A 21391-nucleotide genomic window follows, 5' to 3' on the forward strand; every position below is an offset into this window, starting at 1 on the left:
TGACGATGTGATGGCCTTGAAAGCCGCGCGGGGCGCGCCCGCAGCGAATCGATCGCCTCAGGCGAGGCCGCCGTTCGCGCGCAGGATCTGACCGTTGACCCAGCCCGCGTCCGCGCCTGCGAGGAACGCCACCACCGACGCGATATCGTCCGGCTGGCCGAGGCGTTGCAGCGGCGGCATCTTCGCGAAGTTCTGGATCTGCTCGTCGGTCTTGCCGTCGAGGAACAGCGACGTCGCGATCGGACCCGGCGCCACCGCGTTGACGGTGATGTTGCGGCCGCGCAGTTCCTTCGCGAACACATGCGTGAAGGCTTCGACGGCCGCCTTCGTTGCGTTGTAGATCGCGTAGCCCGGCATGTTCAGCGCGAGCGTGGTGCTCGAAAAGTTGACGATGCGCCCGCCGTCGTTCATCCGCGCGGCCGCTTCGCGCAACGTGTTGAAGGTGCCGCGCACGTTGATGTCGAAGGTCTGGTCGTACAGCGCGTCGCTGGTGTCGGCGAGCGGCAAGGTCTTGAGCACGCCGGCGTTGTTGACCAGCACGTCCACCTTGCCGAGTTGCTGTTCGGTGACGTCGAACATACGGCGCACGTCGTCGGCGTTCGACACGTCCGCTTTCACCGCGATTGCTTTCCCGCCCGCGGCGGTGAGTTCGCTCACCAATGCATCGGCTTCGGCCGAGCTGGATGCGTAGTTGATGGCAACCGCGAAACCGTCCTTCGCGAGACGTTGCGCGACCGCCGCGCCGATGCCACGGGATGCGCCGGTCACGATGGCGACTTGAGCGTTGTTGAGCGTGTTCATGATTCGTTTCCTTCGAGGTGGTGAGTAGGTGAGGTGAATCATGGACGCGTTTTCGGCATAGATAATCACGTTAGAATGAGCATGATCATTCCATTTGCTTTAATAATGGGCGGCGCCCGGCCGCCGGGATGCCGACCATGGATCGTTTCGAGGAAATGCGGGTTTTCGTGCGGATCGCCGAGCGGCAGAGTTTCACGCGCGCGTCGGACGACCTGCAGATTCCGCGCGCCACCGTCACCAATCTGATGAAGCGCATGGAGCAGCGGCTCGGCGCGCGGCTGCTGGAGCGCACCACGCGCACGGTGCGGCTCACGCATGACGGCGAAGCGTATTACCGCCGCTGCATAAGGCTGATCGCCGACATGGAAGAGGCCGAGGGTTCGTTCTCGAATCTCGCACCGAAGGGGTTGTTGCGGGTGAATCTGCAGGGCACGCTGGCGCGGCACTTCGTCGTGCCGGCGCTGCCGGCGTTTCTCGCGCGCTATCCCGAGATCGAGCTGACGATCGGTGAGGACGACCGCCTCGTCGACCTGGTGCGCGAGGGGATCGACTGCGTGCTGCGCGCGGGCAATCTGCAGGATTCGTCGATGGTGGGGCGGCGCGTCGCGCAACTGCCGCAAGTGACGGTGGCGAGTCCGACGTATCTCGCGGAATATGGCGAGCCGGCCGATCCGACTGCGCTGTCCACGCACCGTGCGGTGAACTACGTGTCGAGCGCGACCGGCAAGCCGGTGCCGCTCGAATTCCGCATCGACGGGCGGGATACGGCGATGGTGCTGCCGTCGGCGGTGTCGGTGACGGGGGCCGATCTCTATGCCGGTTCGGCGCTCGCCGGACTGGGGATCGTGCAAGTGCCGCAATACCGGGTCGCGGGGGAACTGGCAGCGGGGCGGCTGAAGATCATCCTTGCGGATTTCCCGCCGCCGCCGATGCCGGTTTCGGTGCTGTATCCGCAAAACCGCCAGTTGTCGTCGCGTGTGCGGGTGTTTGCGCAATGGTTGCGGGATATTTTCGAGGCGGCTGGGGAGTCGGCGCGGGAGGGCGCGTGAATGGGGCTGTGCGGACGGCTTTGTGGCGAGGCGGGGGCGCGAGCGCAACGGCGTCTGTCAGTGGGCTCGTGTGGATGGCTTTATGGTGAGGCGACGCGGCGCTCGACGTGAGCAAGGGCACTCAGGTGGATGCACGGCAGCTACCGCCTGCGCGCGACAAACCCGCGCGACCCACTCCCACACTTACATCATTGCCTCACGCGGTCCAAAGATATGGATCAGATTGCCTTCCGGATCACTCGTGCGATTTTTCTGAAGGCGCATCGCGCGATCTATTCGGCCTCTTTTCAGCCGCGATATCGCTATAGTGGACTCGCTTCATCGCTTTGCCGTACCATCTTTGCGTCGAACTCGTTCGAAGGAATGGAACATGTTGTCCGAAGACGAACTGGCCTTGCTTGACGCGATTCGCGAAACCGGCAGCCTGTCGCGCGCGGCGGCGCGCCTCGGTAAGGCGCCGTCCACGGTGTCGCATGCCGCGCGGCAACTCGAAACGCGCTTCGACGCGCTGCTGTTCGACCGGCGCCGCTACCGGCTGCAACTGACGCCCGCCGGCCAGCTTCTCGCCGACGAAGCCGCGCGCCTGATGCTCGACATGGCGCGCATGACGCAGCGCGTGAAGCAGATCGCGAGCGGCTGGGAGGACCGGCTGTGGGTGGTCACGGATGAGATCCTCGAATTCGAGCTGCTGATGCCGGTAGTGCGTGCGTTCGATGCGCTGAACTCGGGCGTCAAGTTGCGCTTCACGCACGAAGTGCTGAGCGGCACCTGGGAAGCGTTGCGCGACGGCCGTGCGGATCTGATCGTCGGCGCGACCAATGAGCCGCCGGCGATTCCCGGCCTGCGCTGGTTCGAACTCGGGGTAATGGACTGGGTGTTCGCGGTGTCGCCGCGTCATCCGCTGGCGGCTGTCGAAGGGCCGCTCGGCCGCGAACGGATCCTCGAACATCGCGCGGTGGTGGTCGCCGATTCGTCGCGTACCACGGCGGGGCGGGCTTATGGCGTGATGGGCGGGCAGGCGTCGCTGGCGCTGCCGAGCATGCGGGCAAAGATTCTCGCGCAGCGCGACGGTTTGGGAGTGGGGTGGCTGCCGCGTCAGCGGGTGGCGTCGCTATTGAAGCAGGGCGAGCTGGTTGAGAAGACGACTGCGGATCCGCGCGAGCCGAACGTGTTGTACGTCGCGTGGCGCGGCGATCACGAAGGGCGCGCGTTGCAATGGTGGCTCGAACAGTTGCGGCAACCGCGGCTGGCGAAGCGGCTCGTGCGCGGTGTGGATATGACGCCTGAGTCGGGAGGCGTTCAGCGTTGAAGTGGACGTGGTGGCGTTGTCGTTGCGGGCGCTCCGTGGCCGCGTTGGTCGTTTAACGTTGAGCCGGCGTTTCGTTTGAGTGGCGAGCTGTCTGCGTTCTGGTTCACTTGACGTTGCACGACCTCGTCGGTGCGAAGGGGGCCGCGTAACAGCGAGCGTCTCTGCTTGACCCATTTCGGTTCCCCGATTTTCCGCGAAGCGGTCATTCAACGCTGGGGCGAATTCGGCCATTCGGCGCGTGATGGCAGGTCGGGCCAGTTGCATTAACCTGTTTCCACCGTCGCTTAAACGTGTCGCCGGTCGCTGTTATTCGTCACCCTACGGGCATGCAAGCCGTCGGTGTGACGCAAGCCGCTGCCAGGAAGAGGCCGGGGAGAAGTCGGGGAGAAACAAAGACCGCTGTCTGTCAGGACAGCGGTCTTTCTTGCGACAGGTGGCGAATGAGGAACCCGAATTTCAGATTTACGGATTTCGTGAGGATAATCCGTTACGACACACGCTAAGCGTCTTGATGCATCGCTCTGCCGAGGCTTGAACTGTTCGCGCGCCCATCGGCTGTCGTGACGCTCGACAGCATGGAGCCGTGCAGGTCGATCGTACTAACCAGCTCCCGCTAGTCGCGAAACTTCCGCTAGTCGCGAAACGGGGCACCGTTCACAATTACAACTGCGCCCTACGCGATTGAAGCGCGCAGTCGCCTGGCGCTTGGTTGCGGCTGCGGCTGGTTGTCGTCCTGAATTGCGGTTATTGGGCAGCCGGCGACACGGTGGTCGGCGTCGCCAGCGTATTGTGACTGCCGGGAGCGTTGGTGAGGGACGTCGAGCTATTGTTCGTGCTACCCGGCAGGCCCGAGTTCGGTGACCCGGCGCCCATACCGCTGTCCGAGTTGGTGACGCCAGGCGTGCCGTAGCCGCTCGTCGTGTTCGTTGTATGGACCGGCGACACGGTGCTCGGGGTCGCCAGCGTGTTGTTACTCTGTGCATACGCGCCGGCCGACAGCGTGAGCGCAGCGACGGCCGCGATGAATGCGCTGGTTGGCTTGTTCATAATCTGCTCCTCCTTGATTGGACTGGATTTCGACTCAACGATCCATTCGTATTTCTCCATCGCGGTGTAAAGCCGACCTGCGTGACCGGCACCTCGTTCAGGCCCACGATGCCCTCTATGTCCCGATCAGCTCGCGCGACGCACAATAAGCCTTCTCAGGCCGGTATTGCACTGTATTGACGGCATACCATGCGCCGACAGCACGGGATCGAATCCATAGCAGGTGATGCCAAGTTTAGAAGCGCGGTCGTAGATAATTAAGCGCATTGTTCGCAAGGGTGAATTTCGATTTTCGGGGTTACCTTCAATGGGTCCCGGTCCGATCTGAGGCCGGCGTCTTGCAGCGTTGCGCGGTGCAAGCTACGTGACTCGCGACAAGGTGAGCAAACTTGTAATCGACCTCCCCACGATTGGCGACGCGCGACGGCCGAATGACGAGTCACTGACCGGCAAGCGGCATATAGCGTGACGGGCGAGGAAAGATCCACGGCGAGCGCGGGCCAGCCAGGCGCTATCCTGCTGACCTGCACGCACCTGTTTTTCTCTGCGAGCCGAGCGGCTTCTCATGGGATCATACGCACCGCGCTGGCCGACGGGCCTTTCGCACGATATACCGCAAGGATGTGCCCCGGAAGTGCGCCCGAATGAAGTACCCTCGGAACGCATCCAAAGCAAAACTCCCTGGGGACACGCAATAACTGGAGCGACACAATGATAGAAGGACTGGTGGGCGGACGTTTATACGGCGAGGCTCAGATCCGCACGGGGCAGAACGGCAGGCGCTTCGTCACCTGCAAGGTGCGCGCGGCCACCAACGACGGCGACACGATCTTCGTCAACGTGATTGCATTCGACGACGACGTGCAAACCGCGCTGCTCGCCTTGAGCGACGCCGACAGCGTCGCCCTGAGCGGCACCTTGACGCCCAAAGTCTGGACCGACAAGAACGGCCTCGTCAAACCGGCCGTGGACATGATCGCCCACAAGCTGTTGAGCGCCTACGCCGGGCGCCTCGACGGCGGCGAATGAGGCGGTTTCGCGGACTTGCCGGCGGCTTCGTCGAGGTACTCGACGAAGCGGTCGGCGACCGGCTCCGCATCGCCGCTCCTGCGCAACAGCAGCACTTGCGATAGCAGCGTCTCGCCGCGCAGCGGCAAAAAGCACACGCGCGGGTCCTGCACCTGCCGCAACGTGTACGGCACCAGCGCGACCCCCATGCCGAAGCCGACCATCGTGACGACGGTCTGCCACAGCCGCGCCTCATGGCGAATCAACGGACTGAACCCCGCGCTCACGCACTGCGCGATGATCAGATCGTGATAATGCGGCGACACGGTGCGCGGAAACAGAATGAACGGCTCCTGCGCGAGCGCGCGCAGATCGACCCGGCGCTTGCGCGCGAGCGGATGATCGACCGGCAGGCAGCACAGGAACGGCTCGGAAAACACCGGGGTGGACGTGACGTCGGACGGGAAGTTGCCCCAATGCGCGCAACCCATGTCGATCTGCATCCGCTGGATCGCATGCACCTGCTCGCTGGTGTTCATCTCCTTCAATACGATTTCGACGCCCGGATAGTCGGCTTCGAAACGGCTCACTGCCTGCGGCATGCCCCGGTACAACATCGAATTCACGAAGCCGATCCGCAGACGGCCGGCGAGGCCGTGCGCCGAGCGCACCGTGATGCGTTCGGCTTCGCCCGCCTGCAATAGCAGGCGGCGCGCTTCACCGAGCAGCACCTGCCCGGCGTTGGTCAGCGCGACCGACTTGTTGGTGCGCGCGAGCAGTTGCACGCCGAGTTGCTCTTCGAACTTGCGGATGTCGAAGCTCAGCGCCGGTTGCGAGATGAACAGCCGCTTGGCCGCGCGGCCGAAATGCAGTTCCTCGGCGACCGCCACGAAATAGCGCAATTGCTTCAGGTCCACGGCAGTCTCCGTTGTTATCGATAAGCTGTGTCTATCGTACCGGATATAAGTTGTATTAGACGATTATCGAAGCCGCTTCTATGCTCTTCCCACAAGACAGGAGACAAGCATGAGCGAAATCATCGCGCAGCCGGTGCACGGCTCGTCCAACATTCCCGATAGCCGGGGCATCAACTTCTTCACGAGCGATCCGGATTTCGCGCGCCTCATCAGGCTGCATCTCGGCGACGAGCTATACCGTGAACTCGAAAGCCAGCTCGTTGAGCTGGGCCAGCGCGCATCCGACGAACTCGACGTATGGGCGCTTTCCGCCGACCGGAACCCGCCGCAATTGCGCCATCGCACGCGCCGCGGCGAAGCGCTGCAGAGCATCGACAAGCACCCCGATTACGTCGCGCTGGAACGCGTCGCGTATTCCGAGCTGGGGCTCGCGTCGCTGAGCCACGACACCCGCGACGGCAAGACACCACCGCCGCCGCTCGTCAAATACGCACTGACGTTCCTGTTCGTGCAGGCGGAATTCGGCCTGTGCTGCCCCGTCAGCATGACCGATTCGCTCACGCGCACGCTGCGCAAATTCGGCGCGCCCGAACTGGTCGCGCGCTTTCTGCCGATGCTGGCCTCGCGCGATTTCGACACGCTGTTTCAAGGCGCGATGTTCATGACCGAGCAGGCGGCCGGCTCCGACGTCGCGCGCATCGCCACGCGTGCGGCACTCGAAACCGATGCGAACGGCGACGCGGCGTGGCGTCTGTACGGCGACAAATGGTTCTGCTCGAATGCCGATGCCGATCTGGCGATGGTGCTCGCGCGTCCCGACAATGCGCCGTCCGGCATCAACGGCCTCGGCCTGTTCCTGCTGCCGAAGACGCTGCCCGACGGCTCGCGCAACCGCTACCGGATCGTGCGTCTGAAAGACAAGCTCGGCAGCCGTTCGATGGCGAGCGGCGAGATCGTGCTGGAAGGCGCGCACGCGTATCTGATCGGCGAAGTGGGGCGCGGCTTTCATCAGATGGCCGACATGATCAACATGTCGCGGCTGTCGAACGGCGTGCGCGCGGCGGGGCTGATGCGCCGTGCGCTGACCGAGGCGCTGCACATCGCGCGCAATCGTGAGGCGTTCGGCCGCAAGCTGATCGACATGCCGTTGATGCAGCGGCAACTGATGAAGATGATGCTGCCCGCCGAACAGGCGCGTTCGATGTTCATGCGCATCGCGCTGCTGCTGCCGCAGGCCGATGCGGGCGATCGCGCGGCGGCGAAGTGCGTGCGCATCCTCACGCCGCTGATCAAGTTCCGCGCTTGCCGCGACGCGCGCCGCGTCACCGGCGACGCGATGGAAGTGCGCGGCGGCACCGGCTACATCGAGGAATGGAGCGACGCGCGGCTCGTGCGCGATGCGCATCTCGGCTCGATCTGGGAAGGCACCAGCAACATCGTCGCGCTCGACATCGCGCGGGCCGCGAAGCGCGACGGCGCGCTCGAACCGTTGCGTGCTTATCTGCAAGACCTGCTTGGCGCGGCGGGCTTGCCTGCGGCCAGCCTGGCGCTGCTGCGCTCGATCCTGACGCGCGCTTGCGACGCGCTGGCGAGCGTTGCCGAATCGGGCCGCGACGAATGGGTGCGGCAGGCCGGCTCGGCGCTGTATCACGCGAGCACGGCGGTGCTGATGGCGTGCGAAGGCGCGCGCCTCGCGCCGGACTACCGGCGTCTGGCGCTCGCGCATCTGGTGGTGCGGCACAAGCTCTTGCCGTCCGATCCGCTCGACGTTCGTCGTGCGACGGACGACAGCGAAGTGATCGACGCGCTGGTCGACGGCCGCGACGTGACGCTCGATCAGGCCCTGCAACTGCTGCCGGCCGGAGGCGCGCAATGACCGGATTCCTGAACCATGCGGCGCAAACCGCCCAAGCGACCCAAGCGACCCAAGCGACCCAAGCCACCCAAGCCACCCAAGCCACCCAGGGCGCACTGCAAGGCATCAAGGTCATCGACCTGAGCCGCGTGCTCGGCGGCCCTTACTGCACGCAAGCACTCGCGGATCACGGCGCCCAGGTGATCAAGCTCGAACCGCCCGACGGCGACGAGACGCGCGGCTGGGGTCCGCCGTTCTACGGCGACACCGCGTGGTACTTCGCCGGTGTGAACCGCAACAAGCAGGGCATCGCGGTCGATCTGTCGCGCGACGAAGGCCGCGCGATCCTGTGGAAGCTGCTCGAAGACGCCGACGTGCTGGTCGAAAACTTCAAGCCGGGCACGCTCGCGCGCTGGGGCATGGACTACGAACGCGACTTGCGCGAACGCTTTCCGACACTGATTCATTGCGCCGTATCGGGCTTCGGTCCGGACGGCCCGCTCGGCGGCTTGCCCGGCTACGACGCCGCGATCCAGGCGATGACCGGCCTGATGAGCGTAAACGGCGAGCGTGACGGACCGGCCACGCGTGTCGGCCTGCCGGTCGTCGACATGGTCACGGGTCTGAACGCGCTCGCCGGCATTCTGCTCGCGCTCGCCGAGCGTGCGAAGAGCGGGCGCGGCCAGTCGATCGACATTGCGCTCTACGACTGCGGCGTGTCGCTGCTGCATCCGCATCTGCCGAACTATTTTGGCTCGGGCCGCACGCCGCAGAGAAGCGGCAACGCGCATCCGAACATCACGCCGTACGACAGCTACCGCACCGCAACTGCGCCGATCTTTCTCGCGGTCGGCAACGACCGGCAGTTCGCGAAGCTGTGCGCGCATCTCGGCGCGCCCGAACTCGCCGACGATCCGCGCTACGCCGACAACCGCAGCCGCTGCGCGCATCGCGAGCCATTGAAGGCGGCGCTCGAAAGCCTGCTCGCCACGCACGACTGCGAACCGCTCGCGCAGGCGCTGATCCACGCGGGCGTGCCGTGCGGCCCCGTGCAAACCGTCGAGGTCGTCGCGAGGCATCCGCATACGTTGCATCGCGGCATGGTGATCGAGATGGGCGAGTACCGCGGCACCGCGTCGCCGATCAAGCTGTCGCGCACACCGGCGACCTATCGCAACGCGCCGCCGTCGCTCGGCGCCGATACGCGCGACGTGCTCGACGCATTGGGTATCGACGCGGCGACCCAGCAGCGTCTGTTCGAAGCGGGCGTACTGAAGGCCGGCAGGGTCGAAAGCTGACGCGCACGTTTTCCGGCGACGGCACGCAGAAGCCGCGCTTTTGACACAAGAACGATCTCGGAGACACAGACATGCATCGCGAGCCAGACGATCACGCAGCAACCCGTCAACCCAGGCGCGCGGCAGCCGCCGCGTTCGTCGGCACCACCATCGAGTGGTACGACTTCTACATCTACGCCACCGCGTCCGCGCTGATATTCGGCAAGCTGTTCTTTCCCGGCAGCGACCCGTTCTTCGCGACACTCGCGTCGTTCGGCACCTTCGCGGTGGGCTTCTTCGCGCGGCCGTTCGGCGGGCTGGTGTTCGGCCATCTGGGCGACCGCATCGGACGCAAGAAGGCGCTGGTCGCGACGCTCGCGATCATGGGCGTCGGCACGGTCGGCATCGGCTTGCTGCCCACCTACGCGAGCGCCGGCATCTGGGCGCCGGTGCTGCTGGTGCTGCTGCGCGTCGCGCAGGGCATTGCGATCGGCGGCGAGTGGGGCGGCGCGGTGCTGATGGCGAGCGAGCATGCGCCCAAGGGCAAGCGCACGTTCTTCGCGTCCTTCGCGCAACTCGGCAGTCCGGCGGGTCTGATCCTGTCGCTGCTGGCGTTTCGCGCGGTGGCGTCGATGGACAAGGACGCGTTTCTCGGCTGGGGCTGGCGCCTGCCGTTTCTCGCGAGCGCGGTGCTGCTGGTGGTCGGGCTGCTGATCCGCTCGGGCGTCGGCGAATCGCCGGAATTCGACGCGCTCAAGGCGCAGCGGCGCGTGGCCGCGCTGCCTGTCGCCGAAGTAGTGCGCGACGCGTGGCGCACCGTGCTGCTGTGTCTCGGTGCAAACGTGATCGGCGTGGCGGGCGCGTGGTTCGTCAACACGTTCATGCTCAATTACACGACCCAGACGCTCGGCCTCGATCGTTCGCTGATTCTCGATGCCCTGTTCGTGGTCGCGTTCATCCAGCTGTTCACGCAGCTGGGTTCGGGCTGGTTCGCGCAACGCATCGGCACCGGACGCTTCCTGAAGGGCGCGGCGGCGCTGGCGATGCTGTCGCCGTATCCGATGTTCGCGCTGGTCTCGACCGGGCGGCCGGTGGCGATCGTGACCGGCATCGCGCTGGCGGTGATGTGCATGTCGAGTTCGTACGCGGTGATGGCCGGCTTCATGTCGACCGCGTTCCCGGTGCGCGTGCGCTATTCGGCCATCTCGCTGTCGTACCAGATGTGCGCCGCGCTGGCCGGCGGCTTGACGCCGTTGATCGGTACCGTGCTCGCGCATCACTATCCGGGTGCATGGTGGCCGCTTGCGGTGTTTTATAGCTGTCTCGCGGGCGTTTCATTGGTCTGCATCGGCACGCTCGAACGCCGCAAGCGGGGCGCGGCGCACGGCGTCGCCGAAGCGGCCTAGGCGGTTTCCCGATACGCGGCCCGGCAGGCGGGCCGCGAATTAAGGCCAAGAAACCGGATTTTCGTGGTTAACCCCACGTCATGCGCGGCCGACATAATGTCATCCTCAAGCGCAAAAGCCGCCTACCATCAAGGCGGATGGACAATGACGGGGGAAGTCATCATGCATCGCTTTCGTTCGCTGGGCGTGGCGGCGGGCGCGGCCCAGCTCGCCGGCGCCGACATCCTGAGCAGAATCGGCACCGCCGCGCGCCGGCCCGGCGCGGCGGGGGCCGTCGATCTGGTGTTCGAGCCGCGCTGCTGGCAAGGCGCGAGCGCGCCGGACACAGCGAACGTCCAGTTCAAGATCCACATGTTCGACACGATGCGCGAGCTGGAAAAGCGCGGCGTCGATGCGATCGTGCTGCCGTGCTTCCTCAGCCATACCTTCATCGACGAACTCTCGGCGAACCTCGCCGTACCGGTCGCCAACATCATGACGGCGCTCACCACCCACGTGCGGCGGACGTTTCCGTCGGTGCGGCGGATCGGCGTGCTAACCAGCGGGGTCATCCGCGAAAACGGCCTTTTTGAACGCTATTTCGATGCCGCGCGGTTCGACGTGCTGCATCCGCGTCACGGCACGGGCGTCGATTGCGTGACGAGCGCCGTGTACGGCGACGAGGGCATCCGCACCGGCCGTCTGCATGGCCGGCCGGTGGAATTGCTGCGCGCGGCTTGCGCCGACCTGGTCGCGCAGGGGGCCGAGATCATCCTGCCGGGGCTGGCCGAAATCGGCCTCGTCCTGCGCGCGCTCGAGCCGCTCGACGTGCCGCTCGTCGACACCAATCAGGTCTATGCGCGCCATGTCGCGGCGGCCCACTATGCGCGGCCGGCGCGGCGCTTCAAGCTGGGCGTGGTGGGCGGCGTCGGCCCCGCGGCGACCGTCGATTTCATGGCCAAACTGGTGCGCAACACGCCGGCCGCGCGCGACCAGGATCACATCAAGGTGATGGTCGAACAGAATCCGCAGATTCCGGACCGCACCGAGGCGCTCGTCGGCGGCGGCGACGATCCGACACTCGCGCTGTACGCCGCATGCAAGACGCTCGAAGAAGGCGGCGCGGATCTGATCGCGATTCCGTGCAATACCGCGCACGCGTTCATCGAGCAGATCCAGCCGGCGCTGGGCGTGCCGATCGTGAATATGCTGACCTGTACCGCCGATTATCTGCGCGAGACCTTTCCGGGCCTGCGCGAAGTCGGCGTGCTGGCGACGTCGGGCACGCTGGCGAGCCGTGTCTACGAACAGGCGCTCGCAGCGCGCGGCTTCGCGCAGATTGCGCCGGACGCGCCCGCGCAGGGACGGCTGATGAACGCCATCTACGGACCGCGCGGCGCCAAGGCGGGCTACACGTCGGGCGAGTGCGCGGACGACCTCGCGGCGGCGGTCGACGACCTCGTCGCGCAAGGCGTGCAGGTCATCGTGCTGGCCTGCACCGAGTTGCCGCTGCTGCTGCGCGACGCGGTGCTCGCGTGCCCGGGCGGTCGGGTGGTGCGTCTCGTCGATCCGAGCGAGGTGCTGGCGAGGCGGTGCGTGGCGTATGCGCTTGGCGAGGGCGGTGCGCGAGCGCAAGCCGTGGCATCGGCGGCGGGGCCGGTTAGCGTGGAAAGCGCGTACGGTTAGGGCGGCGAGGCACGCTCACCCGACCCCCGGATTGCCGCCCCTCGCGGCCCTCGAATCTTCTTGCCCAGATCGGCACAACGCTTGCTGACGGGTCCGGCAGCGCGCGTGCTTCGCCGCTCCTCAAGCCAGGACGCGGTTCGACAGCGCATCCTGCGCGCGTCATGGAAAACTGTATAGATATACAGTATAGTATCCCGCTGCAACCTGAGGGCTTCAATGCGCGCGCGGCGCTCGTCGCGTGTGCGTGCCGCCGTTCCCGGCTGCACCGAACTTGCGCGGTCGCGAGGCGTCCGTGAGAGGTGGCCCCACTCATTCAGACATTCAGACGGTCGGAAAAATTGTCATCTAACGGCACTATCAAGATTCGCGGCGCGCGCCAGCACAACCTCAAGAACGTCGACCTCGACGTGCGAACCGGCGAAATGACGGTCGTCACCGGGCCGTCGGGCTCCGGCAAGTCGAGTCTCGTGTTCGACACGCTGTATGCGGAAGGCCAGCGGCGCTACGTCGAAACCTTCAGCGCGTATGCCCGGCAGTTTCTGGATCGCATGGACCGGCCGCAAGTCGACCGGGTGGACGGCGTGCCGCCCGCCATCGCGATCGACCAGACCAACCCGGTGCGCAGTTCGCGCTCCACCGTCGGCACCATGACGGAACTCAACGACCACCTGAAGCTGCTCTACGCGCGCGCGGCCGAACTGTTCGACTGCCAGACCGCGCAGCAGGTGCGTCACGACACGCCCGAAACGATCTACGCCGAGCTGCTCGAGCGCACCGCGCAGAACGAGCCGCGGCTGGTCGTCACGTTCCCGGTCGAATTGCCGGACTCGGCCTCCGAGCAGGAAGTGGAGCAGTGGCTGTCGGCGAGCGGCTACACGCGCGTGCAGGCGCAGCGCGAAGTCGATTCGCCCACCGGCAAGCGCAAGCTGCTTGACGTGGTGGCCGACCGTTTCCGGCTGCGTTCGGTCGATAAACAACGGGTGGTCGAGTCGATCGAGGCGTCGCTCAAGCGCGGCGGCGGGCGCGTCAATATCTACGTGCTGCCCGCTGCGTCGGAGGGGCCGGTAAGTCAGGAAGCCGAACCGCAAATCTGGCGTTTCTCCACCGGTTTGCACAGCCCGGAAAGCGATCTGCGCTACGCCGACCCGCAACCCGCGCTGTTCTCGTTCAACTCGGCCTATGGCGCGTGCGAAGTCTGCCGCGGTTTCGGCCGCGTGATCGGCGTCGACCTGGGCCTCGTGATTCCCGATGCGCGCAAGACGCTGCGCGAGGGCGCGATCAAGCCGATGCAAACGCCCGCCTGGAAGGAGTGCCAGGACGACCTGATGCGCTACGCGGCGAAGGCCGACATCCGCCGCGGCACGCCGTGGGGTGAACTGACCGACGCCGAGCGCGACTGGGTCATCAACGGTTCGCCGGACTGGAACGGCAAGTGGCAGAGCCATTGGTACGGCGTCAAACGCTTTTTCGAGTACCTCGAATCCAAAGCGTACAAGATGCATATTCGCGTGCTGCTGTCGAAGTACCGCAGCTATACGCCGTGCGAAACCTGCGGCGGCGCGCGTCTGAAAACGGAATCGTTGCTGTGGCGCCTGGGCAGCAAGGCGAATGCGGACGACGTGCTCCCGCCCGCTAAGCGCTTCATGCCGCGCGGCGTGCGGTGGACCCGCGCGCAGCTCGAAGCGCTGCCGGGTCTGACCGTGCACGACCTGATGCTGATGCCGATCGAGCGCATCCGCCGCTTCTTCGACGAGATCAGCCTGCCGAGCGCGTTGCTCGACGACGCGCTGAAACTGCTGCTCGCCGAAGTGCGCACGCGTCTCAAATATCTCTGCGACGTCGGGCTCGGTTATCTGACGCTCGACCGGCAAAGCCGCACGCTGTCGGGCGGCGAGGTGCAGCGGATCAACCTGACCACGGCGCTCGGCACGTCGCTCACCAAGACGCTGTTCGTGCTCGACGAGCCGAGCATCGGCTTGCATCCGCGCGACCTGAACCGGATTGTCGAGGCAATGCATCGGCTGCGTGACGCGGGCAACACGCTGGTGGTGGTCGAACACGACCCGTCGGTGATGCTCGCGGCGGATCGTCTGATCGACATGGGGCCCGGGCCGGGCGAGCGCGGCGGCTCGATCATTTTCGACGGCGCGCCCGAGGCGATCCGCTCGTCCGGCACGCTGACCGGCGAGTACCTCGGCGGCCGCCGCCATGTCGCCGACGCGGCGCACTGGTCGCAGCGCGCCGTCGATGCCGGCACGCCGCGCATCGTGCTCGAAGGCGCGACGCAACACAATCTGCGTGACGTGACGGTCGAGATTCCGCTGCAGCGGCTCGTCTGCGTGACGGGCGTGTCGGGCTCCGGCAAATCCACGCTGCTGCAGGACGTGCTCTATCCGGCGATGGCGCGGCACTTCGGGCTCGCCACGGAATCGCCGGGCGCGTTCAGAAGCCTCACCGGCGCCGATCAGGTCACGGACGTCGTGTTCGTTGACCAGTCGCCGATCGGCAAGACCGCGCGTTCGAATCCGGCCAGTTACGTCGGCGCGTTCGACGAAATCCGCAAGCTGTTCGCCAAGGCGCCGCTCGCGCAGCAACGCGGCTACGGCCCCGGCATGTTCAGCTTCAACTCGGGCGACGGCCGCTGCCCGACCTGCGGCGGCTCGGGGTTCGAGCACATCGAGATGCAGTTCCTGAGCGACGTGTATCTGCGTTGTCCGGATTGCGATGGCCGCCGTTATCGCGCGGAACTGCTCGAAGTGAAGATCGAGCGCGGCGAGCCGGCGCGCGCGCTGAGCATTGCCGACGTGCTGGAGCTGACGGTCAGCGAGGCTACAGCCTATTTCGCAAAGGATGCCGAAGTATTGCGCGTGCTGCAGCCCATCGTCGACGTCGGTCTGGAATACGTGAAGCTCGGCCAGCCGGTGCCCACGCTGTCCGGCGGCGAAGCGCAGCGTCTCAAGCTCGCGGGCTTTCTCGCGGAATCGGCGCAGGCGCGCGGTGCGCGCAGCGCGAAGCAGCCGGTCGCAAAGCGCCTCTTCATGTTCGACGAACCGACCACCGGCCTGCATTTCGACGACATCGCCAAGCTGATGCAGGCGTTCGGCAAACTGCTCGCGAGCGGTCACTCGCTGATCGTGATCGAACACAATCTCGACGTGATTCGCGCGGCCGACTGGCTGATCGACCTCGGTCCCGAAGGCGGCGACGGCGGCGGCCGCGTGCTGTGCGCGGGCACGCCGGAAGACGTCAAGCAATGCGCGGAATCGCATACCGGCGAGGCGCTGCTGCAGTACGACCGCGCGATGGGCGCGGCGGCCGAACCGGCGTCGCAAGGCATTCCGCTGCAGAAGGCGCTGAGCGCGGCGCGCGCGCGCCGGGCGATCGAAGGCGAGGACGTGGTGCGCATCGTCAATGCGCGCGAGCACAACCTCAAAGCGCTCGACGTGGACATTCCGCACGGCAAGTTCAACGTGATTACCGGCGTGTCCGGTTCGGGCAAGTCCACGCTCGCGTTCGACATTCTGTTCCACGAAGGGCAGCGCCGCTATCTCGAATCGCTGAACGCGTACGCGCGCTCCATCGTGCAGCCGGCCGGGCGGCCCGAGGTCGACGCGGTGTACGGCATCCCGCCGACCGTCGCGATCGAGCAGCGCCTCTCGCGCGGCGGCCGCAAGAGCACGGTGGCGACCACGTCGGAGGTGTGGCACTTCCTGCGGCTGCTGTACGTGAAACTCGGTTTGCAGCACTGCATTCACGACGGTACGCCCGTCACGTCGCAAAGCGTCGAATCGATCGCGGCGCAATTGCTGCGCGATCACAAGGGGCAGCATGTCGGCTTCCTTGCGCCGCTCGTCGTGAACCGCAAGGGCGTCTATACGGACCTGGCGAAATGGGCAAAGGCGCGCGGCAATACGCATCTGCGTGTCGATGGCGAGTTCGTGCCGGTGGACCCGTGGCCGAAGCTCGATCGCTTCCGCGAACATACGATCGAATTGCCGGTCGCCGACCTCGTCGTGTCGGCGGACCATGAAGCCGAATTGCGCGAGGCGCTCGACCGGACGCTGGAAGTCGGCAAGGGCGTGATGCATCTGCTCGCGCCGCTCGACGGTCTGCACGACGCGATCACCGGGGGCCATCCCACCGCGCCGCTCGGCACGGTGAAGGTACTGTCCACGAAGCGCGCGTGTCCGGTGTGCGGCACCAGCTATCCCGAACTCGATCCGCGCATGTTCTCGTACAACAGCAAGCATGGCTGGTGCACGACCTGCGTCGGCACGGGCCTGTCGCTCACGCGTGAGCAACGCGCCGCGTACGACGACACGATCGTCGTCGACGACAATCGCGGCCGCGAGCAGAGCTTGCCGTCGGAGGAGCAGGAACCCGAAGGCCTCGTCGACGAACCGTGTCCCGATTGCTCGGGCACGCGTCTGAACCCGACCGCACGCGCGGTCACGTTCGACGCGCAGGCGATCGTCGACGTCGCGCAGTGGACCGTGGCCGACACGCGCGCGTGGATCGACAGCGTCGAGATGACCGGCCGCGACGCGGAAATCGCGCGCGACGTGATCAGCGAAATCGGCAGCCGTCTGCAGTTTCTGGAAGAGGTCGGGCTCGGCTATCTGAGCCTCGATCGGGCGGCGCCGAGTCTGTCGGGCGGCGAAGCGCAGCGCATCCGGCTCGCCGCGCAACTCGGCAGCAATCTGCAGGGCGTGTGCTACGTGCTCGACGAGCCCACTATCGGCCTGCATCCGCGCGACAACCAGATTTTGCTGAACGCGTTGCGCAAGCTCGGCGAGAAGGGCAATACGCTGGTGGTCGTCGAGCATGACGAGGACACGATCCGGCGCGCGGATCACATCATCGATATCGGGCCGGGGGCGGGCAAGCGCGGCGGTACGTTGATCGCGCAGGGCAGTGTGGCCGATCTGTCGGCGCAGCCCGATTCGCTCACCGGGCAGTTTCTCGCGAATCCGATCGTGCATCCGTTGCAGCCGCGCCGCGCGGTAGTCGCACCGGGCAAGCGCGCGGCCGCGGTGCCGGAGAACTGGCTGAGCGTGCATGGCGGCAAGCTGCACAACCTGCGCAATGTCACGGTGGGCATTCCGCTGTCGCGGCTGGTCGCGGTGACCGGCGTCAGCGGGTCCGGCAAGTCCACGCTCGCGCGCGACGTGCTGATGGCCAATCTGCTGGATGCGGTCGGGCGTTCGGTGCTGTCGTCGCCGGCTACGCGGCGTGCGCGCGCCGCGGCCGAGGAGAAGCCCGCCGCGAACCGGCGCTCCAGCGTGCTGGCGCGCTCGGCGCCGCGCGCGCCGCTGAACGTCACGCATGCGTGGCAAGGGTGCGATTCGATCACCGGCTGGGAGAGTATCGACCGCGTGCTCGAAGTCGATCAGACGCCGATCGGCAAGACGCCGCGTTCGTGTCCCGCCACTTACATCGGCGTGTGGGATGCGATCCGCAAGCTGTTCGCGGGCACGCTCGAAGCGCGCGCGCGTGGCTATACGGCCTCGCGCTTCTCGTTCAACACCGGTGACGGCCGTTGTCCGGCGTGCGAGGGGCAGGGCGTGCGCACGATCGGCATGAGCTTTCTGCCGGACGTGAAAGTGCCTTGCGATGTGTGCCACGGGCAGCGCTTCAATCCCGAGACGCTGGCGGTCACATGGCGCGGCAAGAACATCGGCGACGTGCTGACCATGGAAATCGACGAGGCTGTCGAGTTTTTCTCGTCCATCACGAACATCGGGCATCCGTTGCAATTGATGAAGGACGTCGGGCTCGGCTATCTCACCCTCGGCCAGCCGTCGCCCACGTTGTCGGGCGGCGAAGCGCAGCGGATCAAGCTCGTGACCGAATTGAGCAAGGTGCGCGACGACATCACACGGCGCGGTCAGAAACCGCCGCACACACTGTATGTGCTGGACGAGCCGACGGTCGGGCTGCATATGGCGGACGTCGCGAAGCTGATTCGCGTGCTGCATCGTCTCGCGGATGGCGGCCATAGCGTCGTCGTCATCGAGCACGATCTCGACGTGATTGCCGAGGCGGACTGGATCATCGATCTCGGTCCGGAGGGCGGCGTGGGCGGCGGGACGATTGTCGCGGCGACGGACCCCGAAGGTCTCGCGCGTGTCGCGGCCAGCCATACGGGTGCGGCGTTGCGGCCTGTGCTCGCGCGAACGCAGCAGGGGACGGCGGCCGTGGTGGCGGGCGAGGGGACGAACGGGTGAGGAAGCGAAGCGGCGCGAAACGTGTTTGCGCCGCTTCGCGGCATCAGTGCCCGGCGACACTCGCCGACACTTGCGGCGCGGCGCCTACGCAGTCCGCGCGATACTCCGCCTGCAATTTTTGCTCTGCCTGCTGCAGATCATCCGGATAGTCGTTGTCGTCGCCATTGCCGGGGCTGTAGCCAACCGCCTCAAGCTCGCCGAGTTCACGCATCAACTGCTTATGCGTCACCTCGCCTTTTACCTGGGTGAACGGATAGTCATGGCACTGTTGCGGCGAGAGACCGGGCGCGGCCATCGCCGATGCGCTCCCGGTCAGCAGAAGCGTAGTGATCAAAGCTTTCGTTGCGAGCTTCATTTTCATACCATCCACGAGAAGGGTCGAGTCGGACCGCGAGTAAAGCAGCGGGATGACCGTAGGCTAGTGGAGGCGGTTTACCGAAGCGGCGTCGGCAGAATGAAATTTGTTTTAGCGTCGTTCGCGCATGCTTTTGACGATCTCGCCGCCAACTTAAAATTTTCTTCATGAAACGGATACGCAGCCGCTAGCAGCGCTCGCGTAGCCTGCACGCAGGCACCGGGGCGAAGCGTCGACAGCCGTCGAACCGCACGCCTGTGCACTGAACGCGCAAGCCGAATATGGCATCATGTCCTTCTACTGATAACCGGTCGCGCCCGCCTCTTGCATCGGTAGAGCTGGCGGTGGCGCATGCAATGATCATGTCGCGTGTATTGACGATCGAAGACGATGAAATTACCGCGAATGAAATTGTCGGTGAGCTGAAAAGCCGCGGCTTCACTGTGGATTGGGTGGCCAACGGTCGCGACGGCATGGCGCGCGCGATCAGCGAAGACTACGACGTGATCACGCTCGACCGCATGCTGCCTGGTCTCGACGGCCTCACGATTCTCACCACCATGCGCAGCATCGGCATTCAGACGCCGGTGCTGATGTTGAGCGCGCTCGGCGATGTCGACGAACGCGTGCGCGGCCTGCGCGCCGGCGGCGACGACTATCTGACCAAGCCGTTCGATCCCGAAGAAATGACCGCCCGGCTCGAAGTGCTGCTGCGGCGCAATCAGACGCCGGCCGCCCAACTCGACACGCATTTGCGGGTCGGCCCGCTCGAACTCGATCTGATTTCACGCAAGGTGCAGCGCGACGGCGAGGAAATCGCGCTGTTGCCCACCGAGTATCGCGTGCTCGAATTCATGATGCGTCATGCGGGGCAGACCATCACGCGCACGATGCTGTTCGAGGCGGTGTGGGGTTATCACTTCGATCCCGGTACGAACCTCATCGACGTGCACATGGGCCGGCTGCGCAAAAAGATCGACCCGCCCGGCGTGGAGCCGATGATCCAGACCGTACGGGGTTCGGGTTACATCCTCGCATGAGCGAGCCATCCTGATGGACACAACCTTTCCCGCTCAATCTGCGCTCGGGCGGCGCTGGCATTCGACCACCTTCCGTCTGCTCGCGATCTACGCGGTCATCTTTTCGCTCTCCGTGATGCTGCTGCTCGGCTTCATCGGCTGGGCGGTGACCGGCGACATGGAGCGCGAGACCGACGTGGTGATGGACTGGCAACTGATCTACTTCGATTCGCTGCCCGATTCGGAACTCGCGACGGCGATTTACCGGCGCATCGAGCACGAGCACATGCATACCAACTACTACGGCCTGTTTGCGGCGGACGGCCGTCAGCTGGCCGGCGACGTGCTCGTGCTTCCGCAGCAACTGCCGACCGACCGCACCGGCAAGACACTCGATCTCGCCCTGTCGATGGACCGCGACGAACAGGCGCCGGTGGTCCGCGCCATGGCCGAGCGGCGCCAGGACGGCTCGACGCTCGTGGTCGCGCGTGATCTCACGCATATCCTGCGGATTCGCGAGACCATCATCAGGGCGCTGGTGGGCGGCGGCATACTCTGTCTGCTCGCCGGCACGGCTGGCGGCCTCGCGCTGAGCGTGCGGCAGATGCGTCGCCTCAAAGCGATCCGGCGCGTCACGCAGCGCATCGCGCAGGGTGATCTTGCCCAACGTCTGCCGATTGGCGGACGCGATGAAGTGGATATGCTCGCGCATCTCGTCAACCATATGCTCGCCGAGGTCGAGCGTCTGATGAACGAGGTGAAGGGCGCGTGCGACGGCATCGCGCACGATCTGCGCACGCCGCTCGCGCATGTGCGCACCTTGCTCGCGCACGCGGCGGAGCGCACCGCCGCGCTCGACGACGCCGAGCTATCGGACTTGATGGAGCGCGCGCGCACCGAGACCGACGCGCTGCTCAACCGCTTTCGCGCGATGCTGCGCATCTCCGAGATCGGCACCTTGCAGCGGCGCGGCGGATTCAGCGAGATGCAGTTGCAGATCTTGGTCGAGGAAGTCGGCGAGCTTTACGAGCCGCTCGCCGAGATCCGTTCGATCCGGTTCTCGGTGTATACGCAGCCAGTCGATACGATTCACGGCGACCGCGCCTTGCTCTTCGAAGCGCTGAGCAACCTCGTGGACAATGCGATCAAGTTCACCCCCGAAGGCGGCGAGGTACGGATGGAATTGCGCCAGACTCTCGCGGGGCCGCAAGTGGACATTGTCGACAACGGCCCCGGCATTGCCGCCGACGAGCGCGACGCCGTGCTGCAGCGGTTCTATCGTGGCGATAGCACGCGGCATCTCGCCGGCTCCGGACTGGGCCTGAGCATCGTGTCCGCGGTGATGCGCGTGCACGACTTCTCGATGAAGATCGGCAATGCGCAACCGGGCGCGCGCATCTCCATCGAATGCTGGTCGAGGACGCTCGCGTGAGCTTCGTTTCTTTTTCCGTTCTGG

14 protein-coding genes are annotated in these 21391 nt (G+C 65.7%); 10 read left to right on the top strand and 4 right to left on the bottom strand.

Features of this window, described 5'->3' with window-relative positions; all coding sequences use genetic code 11:
* Nucleotides 1-57: 57 nt before the first annotated feature.
* Nucleotides 58-801 carry an SDR family oxidoreductase gene (locus PQQ53_RS23355; RefSeq protein WP_408156683.1) on the bottom strand — a complete coding sequence of 248 codons (744 nt, stop codon included), beginning with the start codon at nt 799-801 and terminating at the stop codon, nt 58-60.
* Nucleotides 802-938: 137 nt separating this feature from the next.
* Between PQQ53_RS23355 and PQQ53_RS23360 the strand changes: the two genes are divergently transcribed.
* Nucleotides 939-1850, top strand: a complete 912-nt coding sequence (locus PQQ53_RS23360) for a LysR family transcriptional regulator (RefSeq protein WP_408326467.1) — start codon at nt 939-941, stop codon at nt 1848-1850.
* Nucleotides 1851-2220: 370 nt separating this feature from the next.
* The gene (locus tag PQQ53_RS23365; RefSeq protein WP_408326470.1) at nt 2221-3159 is read left to right on the top strand and encodes a LysR family transcriptional regulator; all 939 of its coding nucleotides are present in this window, start codon (nt 2221-2223) and stop codon (nt 3157-3159) included.
* A gap of 744 nt (nt 3160-3903) precedes the next feature.
* Here PQQ53_RS23365 and PQQ53_RS23370 read toward each other — a convergent pair.
* Nucleotides 3904-4206, bottom strand: coding sequence for a hypothetical protein (locus PQQ53_RS23370; protein WP_408145209.1), 303 nt, complete (start codon nt 4204-4206; stop codon nt 3904-3906).
* Nucleotides 4207-4917: 711 nt separating this feature from the next.
* Here PQQ53_RS23370 and PQQ53_RS23375 point away from each other — a divergent pair.
* Nucleotides 4918-5235, top strand: a complete 318-nt coding sequence (locus PQQ53_RS23375) for a single-stranded DNA-binding protein (protein WP_408326473.1) — start codon at nt 4918-4920, stop codon at nt 5233-5235.
* Here PQQ53_RS23375 and PQQ53_RS23380 read toward each other — a convergent pair.
* A complete protein-coding gene (locus tag PQQ53_RS23380; RefSeq protein WP_408326476.1) occupies nt 5205-6131 on the bottom strand; it encodes a LysR family transcriptional regulator in 927 nt (308 codons plus the stop codon). The two genes, PQQ53_RS23375 and PQQ53_RS23380, sit on opposite strands and share 31 nt — an antisense overlap.
* A gap of 109 nt (nt 6132-6240) precedes the next feature.
* Here PQQ53_RS23380 and PQQ53_RS23385 point away from each other — a divergent pair, with 109 nt between their 5' ends.
* From PQQ53_RS23385 to uvrA, 5 genes are all read left to right on the top strand, one after another.
* Entirely contained in the window at nt 6241-8007 is a 1767-nt protein-coding gene (locus PQQ53_RS23385; protein ID WP_408326479.1) for an acyl-CoA dehydrogenase family protein, read from the top strand.
* Nucleotides 8004-9284 (top strand): CaiB/BaiF CoA transferase family protein, encoded by a 1281-nt coding sequence (locus tag PQQ53_RS23390; RefSeq protein ID WP_408326482.1) that lies wholly within the window; start codon nt 8004-8006, stop codon nt 9282-9284. The genes PQQ53_RS23385 and PQQ53_RS23390 overlap by 4 nt, the downstream gene beginning before the upstream one ends.
* A 71-nt stretch (nt 9285-9355) precedes the next feature.
* A complete protein-coding gene (locus tag PQQ53_RS23395) occupies nt 9356-10669 on the top strand; it encodes an MFS transporter (protein ID WP_408145219.1) in 1314 nt (437 codons plus the stop codon).
* A 162-nt stretch (nt 10670-10831) separates the two neighbouring features.
* Nucleotides 10832-12334 (top strand): cysteate racemase, encoded by a 1503-nt coding sequence (cuyB, locus tag PQQ53_RS23400; RefSeq protein WP_408326484.1) that lies wholly within the window; start codon nt 10832-10834, stop codon nt 12332-12334.
* A 338-nt stretch (nt 12335-12672) separates the two neighbouring features.
* Entirely contained in the window at nt 12673-18561 is a 5889-nt protein-coding gene (gene uvrA, locus PQQ53_RS23405) for an excinuclease ABC subunit UvrA (RefSeq protein WP_408326487.1), read from the top strand.
* Nucleotides 18562-18604: 43 nt separating this feature from the next.
* Here the strand turns inward: uvrA and PQQ53_RS23410 are convergent, their stop codons facing one another.
* Nucleotides 18605-18916, bottom strand: a complete 312-nt coding sequence (locus PQQ53_RS23410) for a DUF4148 domain-containing protein (RefSeq protein WP_408326490.1) — start codon at nt 18914-18916, stop codon at nt 18605-18607.
* Between the two features lie 362 nt (nt 18917-19278).
* Between PQQ53_RS23410 and PQQ53_RS23415 the strand changes: the two genes are divergently transcribed.
* Together PQQ53_RS23415 and PQQ53_RS23420 are read left to right on the top strand one after the other, a co-directional pair.
* On the top strand, nt 19279-19956 hold the full coding sequence (locus PQQ53_RS23415; RefSeq protein ID WP_408156662.1) for a response regulator transcription factor: 678 nt from the start codon (nt 19279-19281) through the stop codon (nt 19954-19956).
* Between the two features lie 13 nt (nt 19957-19969).
* Nucleotides 19970-21367, top strand: a complete 1398-nt coding sequence (locus tag PQQ53_RS23420) for a sensor histidine kinase (RefSeq protein WP_408145227.1) — start codon at nt 19970-19972, stop codon at nt 21365-21367.
* Nucleotides 21368-21391: the final 24 nt, after the last annotated feature.

This window comes from Paraburkholderia strydomiana, from assembly GCF_046030495.1.
Classification (GTDB): domain Bacteria; phylum Pseudomonadota; class Gammaproteobacteria; order Burkholderiales; family Burkholderiaceae; genus Paraburkholderia; species Paraburkholderia strydomiana_A.